The sequence below is a fragment of the Bradyrhizobium denitrificans genome, from assembly GCF_013179005.1.
In the GTDB taxonomy this organism is placed as follows: domain Bacteria; phylum Pseudomonadota; class Alphaproteobacteria; order Rhizobiales; family Xanthobacteraceae; genus Bradyrhizobium; species Bradyrhizobium denitrificans.
Genome location: NZ_JABFDP010000043.1, coordinates 40,620 through 52,381, shown reverse-complemented (window position 1 = coordinate 52,381; position 11,762 = coordinate 40,620). Strand labels below are relative to the sequence as shown.

The following is an 11,762-nucleotide window of genomic DNA, read 5'->3' as shown; positions in this document are numbered from 1 at the left end:
AACTCTAGTTATGGGTGGTCCAAAGTTCGGTCTCACTGCACTCGGCGGGAGGCTTCCGCCACCATCCTTCATATAATACCGCTCAGGCCATCAACCTCTGCAAACCCGTGGCGAGATCGCCACACTCGCCCACGCTTCGCCGCAAATTGGCCGACGCCGGGACGCGCTGGGCCTATACTTCGAGTTGCTTTTGCAACCGGGCGCCTCGACACCTTTCGAGCAGTTGTCACAACGGCCAGATTGAAGCAGGCGTTGACTCGTCCAGCAGCTTTTCCATCGGAATTCAGCCTAAAAGGGTGCAGCCTCACCGCTCGACAACCTGTCGCCGTTATTAGACAGCCGAGACGTGCAACAATACTTTGCGCAACTAATAGCAACCTGAGATTTAGTTTGCGGATCATTTACTTTCCGCAACTTTGCCCCAAATTCTGCACGATGCTGGGTTCCACTTTCACAATTAGAGCTCTTCTGGGGTTCAACATGAACTCGCCCCGAAAGGGCTTCTAATCATCTCCGTATATTCTTTTCGTGCCTCAATCTCAGTCTTCGTTTCGCGTACAGAGGTCCACAATGACAACACTGACCAAGGCTCTCCCGACCCATCTCGAAGAGACCCGCATCGACTCCGAGAAGCTGCGGACCATCCTGATGCTATGCGGCGCCACTGCATTTGGCTTCATTCTTCACGCTACCTACGGACTCGATCTCAGCTACGCTTTCTTCTGATGCAAGCTCCCCCGCTGGGGATCCCGGCGGGTCATCCATTGCGCGATACCATCTTAATTTGCAGAATTCGGCTCGCGGGGCTGTTCAACCACCCCGCGCGTCGTCTTTCTTTCAAATCGATCTGCCATGATGCGTGGTACGGTGGCGGCGTGGACCAGCCCACCAGCGCGTGCGCGTTTTTTTACCATGCGAGTTATGCACAAGGTGGTCGCAACGCTCCCACAATTTCGCCGCGACCGCTCGACACGCTCAGCAGGTGAGTCGGTTGCTTGAGGACGAGTAGCGTCATGCGTTCGCCAGTCTATGATCTCTATCAGATGAAGCAGGACCGCCTGCCCAAGGGAGCCCGTTCGGCCTGGCTGCGAACCCGGCCTAATGAGCCGCCGCCATCGGCGGATGATTGGGTCTTCGTCGGCAAGGAGCGGCACCCGAGCCGCTGGACAGTCGCCGAGATGAACGAGAAGGGCACCTGCTATCGCGAGATTCCGGTCTGGCTGTCGAGCAAGCGGAGCCTCGTGGGCGCGGCGCCCGAGAGCGGTCTACAATCGTCGCCGGCCGCCTGAGGCCGGCTGTCTCGGACGTTTCCCGGGGCACCTCATGTCCGCGCTGGGGTGCACGGAGCTGGATCGACTTCGGACCCAGCACCACCGGGACCGTGAGCAGGCCGAGCAGCGCCAGCGCAGATGGCGCAGCGTCGTCCATCGGCCGACTCCTGTCGAACCGCTGGTGCGGTTTGCAGATGCCGCGGCGCATGCGCAGCGTAGCGAACTGCCCGACGCTTCGTTCCCGGGCGATGACGCCGCGCACATCACCTAAGCGAGTTTGATCCCGTAATAATCGTCCACCTTGCGACCTGTCGCGAGGTCGCCCCAGTCCCATTCGCGCTCGTCGGAATATTTCGGCGCACCACGAAGCTGCTCCTCGGTCACGCCCGTCACATAGCCGCCAAGACGGGTGTCATACTTCAGCGATTGCCAGGGTAGCGGATAATGGTCGTTGCCCAAGCCGAGAAAGCCGCCAAAAGCCAACACAACATACGACACCCGGCCGCTCAGCTTGTCGATCATCACGCGTTCGATCGTGCCAATCTTGCTGTCGTCAGCGCCATAGACGGCGGTGCCTTCGACCTTATCACTCCCGATCAGATTGCCATATTCGCGCTGGTCCAACATGGACGTGTCGAGCGTCATCCTTAACCTCCGTTCTTCAGAACTTCGAAGACCTGCAACGTGCCCCCTGCGGGGCGATGTTCCGGCCCTTTTCAAGCAGCTCTTTACGTCAAGCTGTCGTATCGTCCTTGCGCTCTGGATGACGCGTCGCCTCATGGGAGGGAGATTGGGGCGATGTTGTCTGGTGAGCTGCCTGAGCCCGCTCCTTGTCGGCCGGTTGCTCCTCGCCGCGTTCGGTTCTCACAATCCCCTGGCTATCTCGGGTCATCTGCGTGTCTCCTTTTGGTTCGCTTAGTGAAGCAAGGCGAGCGGGACACGACAGATCTCGTCTCCCTCCTCGTTGGTAACCAGCCGCGCGTAATTCTGGCTGCGGAGTTCGGGATAAACGGCGATCAGTTGACGCGCGATGACGTCCGCCGAATCCATCGCCTCGACGTCGCCCGGCAGTTCGACGTCGCGTTCTGCCGCGACCGACTCGTTGTTTGTCAAATCAAATTGATAGAATGGCATCTCATTGCCCATGTTCAGCTTCGTGTCCTCGCCCGATGTGTGTCCAGCCGTGATCTGACACGACGCGGCCAGCCGGCATTCGTTCCCCGGTCGATCCGCATCGCGCCAATTGGCCTCACCTCATCCACGATTACGCATGCCAAATTTCCAATACCGGGTCGAAACGTTCGTCGGCAGAACTGGTTGGTGAGCACCATCATGAGGAGCAAGCGCATGGCCGATGAGCACAGATCTTCGATATCCCGACGCCGGATGGTTGGGTGCACGGCAACGCTCGCAGCTGCTTCTTTGACCTCAGCTGCAGCGACAGAACGAGGCAGGATGGCGGGTGACTCCGGGGCCCCTCAAGGGCTTATCGATCCGACGAACAACTATCCCAGGCCGCCATTTGAACGGCAGTCGCAGCCCTGGCCGGGTCTTGCCAGCAAGATGTCGCCGCGACCTGATCACGGCGAGACCAGCTACAAGGGCTCCGAGCGCCTTGCCGGCCGCAAGGCCCTGATCACCGGCGGCGACTCGGGGATGGGCCGGGCGGCGGCGATCGCCTATGCGCGCGAAGGGGCCGATGTCGCCATCAACTATTATCCGACCGAGGAGGCCGATGCGCAGGAGGTGGTCGGGCTCATCACGGCAGAGGGACGAAAGGCAATCGCGCTCCCTGGTGATCTGCGCGACGAACGGTTCTGCCAGCAGCTGGTGCAGCAGGCTGTCGAAGCGCTCGGCGGGCTGGACATCATCGTCAGCAACGCCGCGCGGCAGCAGGCACGTCAGTCGATCCTCGACGTCTCGTCGGAGGATTTCGACGCGACGATGAAGACGAATATCTATGCACCCTTCTGGATCATCAAGGCCGCTCTCCCTCACCTGAAGCCAGGCTCTGCGATCATCGGCACCTCGTCCGAGCAGGCCTATGACCCGTCGCCAGATCTCTATGACTACGCCCAGACCAAGGCTGCGACCATGAACTACGTAAAATCACTGGCCAAGCAGCTTGGACCGAAGGGGATTCGCGTCAATGCCGTCGCCCCCGGGCCGATTTGGACGCCGCTGCAGGTCTCGGGCGGAGCAACGATGGAGAAGCTGGAGAAGTTCGGCGGCCACACGCCGCTCGGGCGCCCGGGCCAGCCGGCCGAGCTGGCCTCGATCTACGTTCAGCTCGCCGCAGCCGACGCGAGCTATGCGAATGGTCAGGTCTACGGCGCATCCGGCGGATCCGGCCAACCCTGACACGGCGACCTTATCAGATCAGATATGGGTGACCGGCTGCGGAAGCGAATACGCTTCGGTATGAACCTGGCGGATCGTCGTGAATGCGGCGACCGCCGAGGCCAAGCTGAAGGCGGTCAGGAGCGCTATGAGCACGGTACGTGGGGTCATCGCGGGTCTCCTTTCGCAGGTTAATCGCCGAGCGGCTCGGCCTTGCGGGCGGTCACCGGCGCGACCTCACCGTCCAGCCAATCCTGCTCGTGGGCAAGCGCGTGCCAGCCGTGAGCCATCCGCGTGAAGCGGCGGAATGCCGGATCACTTTCGGCGCGCTCCGCAAGGTGAAGACAATTGTCGGCGTTTTCTCTGAAGATGTCTGATTGCTTCATTTCGATGACTTGGGAAGCCTGCCCGACGCACGCAACCGCGTTACGCGATATTAATGCAGCCTGGAACCTGCAGACGGTTTCGTTATTGTCGAGGGATGCTTCGCATCGTCACCCTTTTCGCGAGTGCGCTTTTGCTGACATCCGTCGCGCCGAGCGTTGCTCAACCCGAGAGCGAAGCGGGAAGGCTCGCGGAATCACCCTTGCCCGGCGCGGCTCAGGTCATCGCGAAGCTGAACGAATTGGATGCGTTTCAGCAATCCGCCAGCGACCGGACGTCCGCGTTCGGCCGCGCCGATTTGACGAGCGCGGCGGCGATGCGGACCGATGCCGCCACGCGACGAGCCCGCGCCCTGGTCGAACTCCAGACCCGAACAGGCCTCAAGGCTGAGCCAGCATCGAAGCAGTCGCTCGGCCGCGAGACCATGTTGACCGGCGTCGACCCGGCCGACGGCCCCAGTTTCGTACGACAGTTCTACGCCGCGCAAGTCGCAGAATATGAATCAACCATCACCATCCTGACGAAGTACCTTCAGTCACCCGATAATGCCGAGCTTCAGCGCTTTGTTTCAGCCGAACTCGGCTTGCTGCAGAACGAGCTGGCCGACATGAAGGCGGCTCTTGCGACGAAATAGTCCGATCGTGTCAACGGCCGGTCTTGTTCTGCTGCTCCGGCGACCTGACGCGGGAATTGCTCTCCGGCATCTTGTCCCGGCCCTGGTCGCCGTTGTCATCGCGGCCACCGGACGACGAAGTGCCGCTTCCGCTCCGACTTCCCTGCCCGGCGCTGATGGGTGGCGCGGATCGCGGATTGGCCGAGCCGGCTGCTGGGTCTCCGGTAACGGATCCAGGTCCGCTGGGTTGCCCAGATCGAGCCATGCTTGTTGCCGTCGACGCGAGTGACAGGAACATAACAAGACTGATCGCGAGGGGCCTGATGATCAGTTCCTCCTCGTCAATCAAACCCGTGGAGCAGCGCCTGTTCCAATGCCGTTACACATGGAGGACGAAAATGTTTGGAACATTATTCGTGGAGAGAAGTTGAGCCGCTTGTGCCGGATCGGTGCGGTTCCATCAGAGGGATTATCTGTATCTGGCTTGATTTGGCGAGTTGCCGCGGCTTCTATTCTGCGACTATGCGAGTCTCGGATACGGCGAGTGGTTGTTTCTTCCTCGGGGGAACTTGATGAGCGATCTCGATAGCGCCGACAATCCGTTGCCGCAGCGACAAGGCTTCGGCCGGAATGGCCAGGGGACCGAGAGCGCTGATGCAAGTCAGGATCTGCTTCGGGCTCTCCAGGCCATGCGCTCCGGCGACTTCTCGGTGCGCATGAGCGGCGATTATCTCGGGATCGACGGCAAGATCGCGGATACGTTCAACGAGATCATCGCCGCCAATGAGCGGATGGCGCAGCAGCTCGAGCGCGTCGGCCAGGTTGTCGGTCGCGAGGGGAAGACCCGCCAGCGCGTGAGGTTCGGCATCGCCAGCGGCTCCTGGGCCGACATGGAAAGCTCCATCAACACCTTGATCGATGACCTTCTTTGGCCGACCCGCGAGGTCACGCGCGCCGTTGCCGCGGTGGCCCAAGGCGATCTTCTGCAAACGGTGAAACTCGATGTCGACGGCCGGCCGCTCGGCGGTGAGTTTCTCCAGTCGGCCAACATCGTCAACACAATGATCAAGCAGCTGAGCGTCTTCACCTCGGAAGTGACGCGCGTCGCGCGCGAGGTGGGAACCGAAGGCAAGCTGGGCGGTCAGGCGCAGGTTCCGGAGGTGACAGGCGTCTGGAAGGATTTGACCGAGAGCGTCAACTCCATGGCCAACAACCTGACTGGTCAGGTCCGCAATATCGCGGAGGTGACGATCGCGGTCGCCAATGGCGACCTGTCAAAGAAGATCACGGTCGATGTCCGCGGCGAAATTCTGCAGCTGAAGGAGGCCATCAACACGATGGTCGACCAGCTGCGATCGTTTGCTTCAGAAGTGACGCGCGTCGCGCGCGAAGTCGGCACGGACGGCAAGCTCGGCGGCCAGGCCATTGTCCCCGGCGTCGCCGGAACCTGGAAGGATCTCACCGACTCGGTCAACGCGATGTGCGGCAACCTCACCGCGCAGGTCCGCAACATCGCCAATGTGACCACGGCGGTCGCGCGCGGCGACCTCTCGCGCAAGATCACGGTCGACGTTCGCGGCGAGATCCTGGAGCTGAAGGACACCATCAATACGATGGTCGACCAGCTCAATGCCTTCGCGTCCGAGGTGACGCGCGTGGCGCGTGAGGTCGGCACCGAAGGCAAGCTCGGCGGCCAAGCCAAGGTTCCCGGCGTTGCCGGCACCTGGAAGGACCTGACCGACAACGTCAACTTCATGGCGTCGAACCTGACGGCGCAGGTCCGAAATATCGCCGACGTGGCGACAGCCATCGCGAGCGGCGACCTGTCGAAGAAGATCACCGTGAACGTTTCCGGCGAGATCCTTCAGCTGAAGGAGACGCTGAACACCATGGTCGACCAACTCAACGCCTTTGCCGGCGAGGTCACGCGCGTCGCCCGCGAGGTCGGAACCGAAGGACGGCTCGGCGGCCAGGCCAATGTGCTGGGCGTTGCCGGCACCTGGAAGGATCTGACCGAAAGCGTCAACTCGATGGCCTCGAACCTGACGGCGCAGGTGCGCAACATCGCCGAGGTGACGACCGCTGTCGCCAATGGTGACCTGTCGAAGAAGATCACCGTCGACGTGCGCGGCGAGATCCTGGAGCTCAAGGACACCATCAACACGATGGTCGACCAGCTCAATGCCTTTGCCGGCGAGGTCACGCGCGTCGCCCGCGAGGTCGGAACCGAGGGCAAGCTCGGCGGCCAGGCCATGGTGCGCGGCGTTGCGGGAACCTGGAAGGACCTCACCGACAGCGTCAACTCGATGGCCTCCAACCTGACCGGCCAGGTTCGCAATATCGCCGAAGTGGCCACCGCCGTCGCCAAGGGCGATCTCTCCAAGAAAATCACCGTCAATGTGTCAGGCGAGATTCTCCAGCTGAAGGAGACGCTGAACACGATGGTCGATCAGCTCAACGCCTTCGCCGGCGAGGTCACGCGCGTCGCCCGTGAGGTCGGCACCGACGGCAAGCTCGGCGGCCAGGCCGAGGTGCCGGGCGTCGCCGGCACCTGGAAGGATCTCACCGACAGCGTCAACTCGATGGCCGGCAATCTCACCGCCCAAGTCCGCAACATCGCCGAGGTGGCCACCGCCATCGCCGGTGGCGACCTGTCGCGCAAGATCACGGTCGACGTCCGCGGCGAGATCCTGAGCCTGAAGGAAACGCTGAACACGATGGTGGATCAGCTCAACCGCTTTGCCGGCGAGGTGACGCGCGTCGCCCGCGAGGTCGGCACCGAGGGCCGGCTCGGCGGCCAGGCCAACGTGCCGGGCGTCGCCGGCACCTGGAAGGATCTCACCGACAGCGTCAACTCGATGGCCGGCAATCTCACCGCCCAAGTCCGCAACATCGCCGAGGTGGCCACCGCCATCGCCGGTGGCGACCTGTCGCGCAAGATCACGGTCGACGTCCGCGGCGAGATCCTGAGCCTGAAGGAAACGCTGAACACGATGGTGGATCAGCTCAACCGCTTTGCCGGCGAGGTGACGCGCGTCGCCCGCGAGGTCGGCACCGAGGGCCGGCTCGGCGGCCAGGCCAACGTGCCCGGCGTCGCCGGCACCTGGAAGGATCTCACCGACAGCGTCAACTCGATGGCCGGCAATCTCACCGCCCAGGTCCGCAACATTGCCGAGGTTACCACAGCCGTGGCGCGCGGCGACCTGTCACGCAAGATCACCGTCGACGTGAAGGGCGAGATTCTCGAGCTGAAGAACACCATCAACACCATGGTCGACCAGCTCAATGCCTTCGCATCCGAGGTGACGCGCGTCGCCCGCGAGGTCGGCACCGAAGGCAAGCTCGGCGGCCAAGCCGAGGTGCCTGAAGTCGCCGGCACCTGGAAGGACCTCACCGACAGCGTCAACTTCATGGCTTCCAACCTGACGGCGCAGGTCCGCAACATCGCCGAGGTCGCGACCGCCATCGCCGGCGGCGACCTGTCGAAGAAGATCACCGTCGACGTGCGCGGCGAGATTCTGCTGCTCAAGGACACCTTGAACACGATGGTCGAGCAGTTGCGCTCTTTCGCCGCCGAGGTGACGCGCGTGGCGCGCGAGGTCGGCACCGAGGGCCGGCTCGGCGGCCAGGCCGTGGTGCCCGGCGTCGGCGGCACCTGGAAGGATTTGACCGACAACGTCAACCTGCTCGCGGCCAATCTCACCACGCAGGTTCGCAACATCGCCGAGGTCACCACGGCGGTTGCGCGCGGCGACCTGTCGCGCAAGATCACCGTCGACGTGAAGGGCGAGATTCTCGAGCTGAAGAACACCATCAACACGATGGTCGATCAGCTCAACGCCTTCGCCGGCGAGGTGACACGCGTGGCCCGCGAGGTCGGCACCGAAGGCAAGCTCGGCGGCCAGGCCCAGGTGCCAGGTGTCGCCGGAACCTGGAAGGACCTCACCGACACCGTGAACTTCATGGCGGCCAACCTGACCGAGCAGGTCCGCGGCATCGTCAAGGTGGTCACGGCCGTGGCCAATGGCGATCTCAAGCAGAACCTGACCGTAAAGTCCAAGGGTGAGGTCGCAGCCCTCGCCGACACCATCAACAACATGACCGAGACGCTCGCGACCTTTGCCGATCAGGTCAGCAGCGTGGCCCGTGAGGTCGGCGTCGAAGGGCGGCTCGGCGGCCAGGCCAACGTGCCTGGCGCGGCCGGCACCTGGAAGGATCTGACCGGCAACGTCAACCTGCTCGCGGCCAACCTGACCTCGCAGGTCCGCGCCATCGCCGAAGTCGCGACTGCCGTGACCAAGGGCGACCTCACGCGGAGCATTCAGGTCGATGCGCGCGGCGAGGTGGCCGAGCTCAAAGACAACATCAACACCATGATCACCAACCTGCGGCTCACGACCGACCTCAACACCGAGCAGGACTGGCTGAAGACGAACCTCGCCCGCTTCACCAACATGCTGCAGGGGCAGCGCGACCTGACAACCGTCGGCCGCCTGCTGCTCAGTGAGTTGACGCCGCTCGTGAATGCGCATCGCGGCGTGATCTACCAGGTCGAGAACGAGTATTCGCCGCAGCTGCGCCTGCTCGCCTCCTACGCCGATGACGGCGTGTATCCCCATCGCCAGTCGGTCCAGTTCGGCGAAGGGCTGATCGGCCAGTGCGCCATCGACAAGCGGCAACGGCTGATCTCCGAGATTCCGTCCGACGTCATTCCGGTCGGCTCTGCTTTGCTTCGCGCCGTCCCTAAGAACCTCGTCGTGCTCCCTGTGCTATTCGAGAACCAGGTCAAGGCGGTGATCGAGCTGGCGTCGCTCAGCCCGTTCACGACGTCGCAGATGACGTTTCTGGAGCAGCTCACCGATTCCATCGGCATCGTGCTCAACTCGATCGAAGCCACCATGCAGACCGAGGGCCTGCTCAAACAGTCCCAGCAATTGGCGGCAGAGCTGCAGGCGCAGCAGCGCGAGCTGCAACAGACCAACGAGCAGCTCGAACAGAAAGCCCAGCAGCTGGCCGAGCGCAACGTCGAGGTGGAACGCAAGAACCAGGAGATCGAGCAGGCCCGGCGCGCGCTCGAGGAAAAGGCAACGGAGCTTGCCCTCACCTCCAAGTACAAGTCCGAGTTCCTGGCCAACATGTCGCACGAGCTGCGCACGCCGCTCAACAGCATCCTGATCCTGGGCCAGCAGCTGACCGAAAACCCCGACGGCAACCTCACCATGAAGCAGGTCGAATTCGCCCGCACCATTCATGGCGCAGGCACCGACCTTCTCAACCTGATCAGCGACATTCTCGATCTGTCCAAGATCGAGTCCGGCACGGTGACCGTCGACGCCGAGGAGATCCTCACCGCCAACCTCCTGGAGACGGTCGGCCGTCCGTTCCGGCACGAGGCGGAAAACCGCCTGCTGTCCTTCAATATCGATGTCGATCCGAACCTTGCGCGAAGCATCGTCACGGATTCCAAGCGGCTGCAGCAGGTGCTGAAGAACCTGCTTTCGAATGCCTTCAAATTCACTGCGGACGGCGGCGTCCGGCTGAAAGTCTCGGCTGCACTTGGCGGGTGGAGCGCTGAGCATCCGGTCCTCAACACCGCGCCGGCCGTCATCGCCTTTGAAGTCTCCGACACCGGCATCGGCATTCCCCAGGACAAGCAGAAGCTGATCTTCGAGGCCTTCCAGCAGGCCGACGCCGGGACCAGCCGCAAATATGGCGGCACCGGGCTCGGGCTCGCCATCAGCCGCGAGCTCGCGAACCTGCTGGGCGGTGAAATTCATCTGAAGAGCGCCCCCGGCAAGGGCAGCACGTTCACACTTTACCTGCCGCTGAAATATTCCGGTCCGGCCGTCGCTCCGCGCATCAGCCCGACACCAGCTGCGTCCTACACTCCGCCGCTGCTGCCGGCTCAGCAGCCTCCGGCCTCCGACCGCGTCGCCGAACAGCTGGCCGACGACAGGCTCGAGCTCGCCCCCGGCGACACGACCCTTCTGATCGTCGAGGACGACCCGCATTATGCCCGCGTGCTGATCGATCTCGCGCGCGACAAGGGCTTCAAGATCCTGGTCGCCACCCGCGGCGCGGAAGCCCTCGACCTCGCCAAGCAGTACCAGCCCGCAGCCATTTCCCTGGATGTGTTCCTGCCGGACATGCTGGGCTGGACGGTTCTGAGCCAGCTCAAGCACAATCCTCTGACCCGGCACATTCCGGTGCAGATCATCACATTGGACGAGGACCGTCAGCATGCGCTGGCGCGTGGAGCGTTCTCCTTCGTCAACAAGCCGACAACCACCGAGGGCGTGAGTGCCGCGCTCAGCCAGATCAAGGAGTACGCGCAGCCGCGCCGCAAGCGCCTGTTGATCGTCGAGGACAATGCGGCCGAACAGCTAAGCATCCGTCAGCTGCTTGATCATGACGACATCGAGATCCTCGCAGCGGACACCGGTGCGGGCGCGCTGGAGGCGCTGCGCGGCACGCCCTGCGATTGCGTCGTTCTCGATCTCCGCCTCCCGGACATGAGCGGATTCGACGTGCTCGATCAGTTGCGTTCGGACGAAACCCTGTCAGGCATTCCTGTCGTCGTCTTCACCGGCCGTGAATTGTCCGCCGAGGAGGACGCGGAACTACACACGATGGCCCGCAGCATCGTCGTGAAGGGCGTGGAGTCGCCGGAGCGGCTGCTCGACGAGACAGCCTTGTTCCTTCACCGCGTCATCACGGAACTGCCGATAGAAAAGCAGCGAATGCTCGAAAAGCTGAACAGTTCCGACGAAGACCTCGTCGGAAAAACGGTTCTGCTGGTCGACGACGACGCCCGCAACATCTTCGCGCTGTCGAGCGTGCTGGAGCGCCGCGGCATGAAGGTGCTGACCGCGACGACCGGCGCCGAAGCGATCGACTTGGTGCAGAGCACGCCTGCGATCTCGATCGTGCTGATGGACATCATGATGCCGCAGATGGATGGTTACCAGACGATCGGCGTCATCCGGCAGAACCCTGCCTTTGCCCGGCTCCCGATCATCGCGCTGACCGCGAAGGCCATGAAGGGAGATCGCGAGAAGTGCCTCGAAGCCGGCGCTTCCGATTATCTCGCAAAACCCGTCAACACCGAGCAGTTGCTTCTTGCGATCCGCATGTGGCTGCACCGCTGAACGGCG

The 11,762-nt window shown here is 62.8% G+C and carries 9 protein-coding genes; 5 read left to right on the top strand and 4 right to left on the bottom strand.

All coding sequences use genetic code 11. The features are described from left to right. Positions 1-570 precede the first annotated feature (570 nt). Together HL671_RS34335 and HL671_RS34330 are read left to right on the top strand one after the other, a co-directional pair. Complete coding sequence (locus HL671_RS34335; protein ID WP_012043977.1) at positions 571-726, top strand: hypothetical protein; 156 nt, start codon at positions 571-573, stop codon at positions 724-726. A 287-nt stretch (positions 727-1,013) separates the two neighbouring features. Continuing rightward, complete coding sequence (locus HL671_RS34330; protein ID WP_012043976.1) at positions 1,014-1,289, top strand: hypothetical protein; 276 nt, start codon at positions 1,014-1,016, stop codon at positions 1,287-1,289. 249 nt (positions 1,290-1,538) lie between these two features. Here HL671_RS34330 and HL671_RS34325 read toward each other — a convergent pair whose 3' ends face one another. Then, entirely contained in the window at positions 1,539-1,916 is a 378-nt protein-coding gene (locus HL671_RS34325) for a PRC-barrel domain-containing protein (protein WP_172242774.1), read from the bottom strand. Between the two features lie 270 nt (positions 1,917-2,186). Continuing rightward, positions 2,187-2,417, bottom strand: coding sequence for a DUF6894 family protein (locus HL671_RS34320; protein ID WP_246579765.1), 231 nt, complete (start codon positions 2,415-2,417; stop codon positions 2,187-2,189). A gap of 309 nt (positions 2,418-2,726) precedes the next feature. On the opposite strand from HL671_RS34320, the gene HL671_RS34315 reads away from it, so the two are divergent. Next, positions 2,727-3,632 carry an SDR family oxidoreductase gene (locus tag HL671_RS34315; protein WP_374050130.1) on the top strand — a complete coding sequence of 302 codons (906 nt, stop codon included), beginning with the start codon at positions 2,727-2,729 and terminating at the stop codon, positions 3,630-3,632. Between the two features lie 18 nt (positions 3,633-3,650). Here the strand turns inward: HL671_RS34315 and HL671_RS38850 are convergent, their stop codons facing one another. Both HL671_RS38850 and HL671_RS34310 read right to left on the bottom strand, forming a co-directional pair. Next, positions 3,651-3,782 carry a hypothetical protein gene (locus HL671_RS38850; protein ID WP_256374713.1) on the bottom strand — a complete coding sequence of 44 codons (132 nt, stop codon included), beginning with the start codon at positions 3,780-3,782 and terminating at the stop codon, positions 3,651-3,653. A 20-nt stretch (positions 3,783-3,802) separates the two neighbouring features. Further along, entirely contained in the window at positions 3,803-3,997 is a 195-nt protein-coding gene (locus HL671_RS34310) for a hypothetical protein (RefSeq protein ID WP_012043972.1), read from the bottom strand. A 95-nt stretch (positions 3,998-4,092) separates the two neighbouring features. On the opposite strand from HL671_RS34310, the gene HL671_RS34305 reads away from it, so the two are divergent. Together HL671_RS34305 and HL671_RS34300 are read left to right on the top strand one after the other, a co-directional pair. Continuing rightward, positions 4,093-4,629 carry a DUF4142 domain-containing protein gene (locus HL671_RS34305; protein ID WP_246579764.1) on the top strand — a complete coding sequence of 179 codons (537 nt, stop codon included), beginning with the start codon at positions 4,093-4,095 and terminating at the stop codon, positions 4,627-4,629. A gap of 668 nt (positions 4,630-5,297) precedes the next feature. Beyond that, complete coding sequence (locus HL671_RS34300) at positions 5,298-11,756, top strand: HAMP domain-containing protein (protein WP_417903711.1); 6,459 nt, start codon at positions 5,298-5,300, stop codon at positions 11,754-11,756. Positions 11,757-11,762: the final 6 nt, after the last annotated feature.

What these genes read in the sequence shown, in the direction of transcription:
- HL671_RS34305 (WP_246579764.1), top strand. Translation starts at nt 4,093, where the DNA reads ATGCTTCGCATCGTCACCCTTTTCGCGAGTGCGCTTTTGCTGACATCC.
- HL671_RS34325 (WP_172242774.1), bottom strand. Translation starts at nt 1,916, where the DNA reads ATGACGCTCGACACGTCCATGTTGGACCAGCGCGAATATGGCAATCTG.
- HL671_RS34315 (WP_374050130.1), top strand. Translation starts at nt 2,727, where the DNA reads ATGGCGGGTGACTCCGGGGCCCCTCAAGGGCTTATCGATCCGACGAAC.
- HL671_RS34330 (WP_012043976.1), top strand. Translation starts at nt 1,014, where the DNA reads ATGCGTTCGCCAGTCTATGATCTCTATCAGATGAAGCAGGACCGCCTG.
- HL671_RS38850 (WP_256374713.1), bottom strand. Translation starts at nt 3,782, where the DNA reads ATGACCCCACGTACCGTGCTCATAGCGCTCCTGACCGCCTTCAGCTTG.
- HL671_RS34300 (WP_417903711.1), top strand. Translation starts at nt 5,298, where the DNA reads ATGCGCTCCGGCGACTTCTCGGTGCGCATGAGCGGCGATTATCTCGGG.
- HL671_RS34310 (WP_012043972.1), bottom strand. Translation starts at nt 3,997, where the DNA reads ATGAAGCAATCAGACATCTTCAGAGAAAACGCCGACAATTGTCTTCAC.
- HL671_RS34320 (WP_246579765.1), bottom strand. Translation starts at nt 2,417, where the DNA reads ATGGGCAATGAGATGCCATTCTATCAATTTGATTTGACAAACAACGAG.
- HL671_RS34335 (WP_012043977.1), top strand. Translation starts at nt 571, where the DNA reads ATGACAACACTGACCAAGGCTCTCCCGACCCATCTCGAAGAGACCCGC.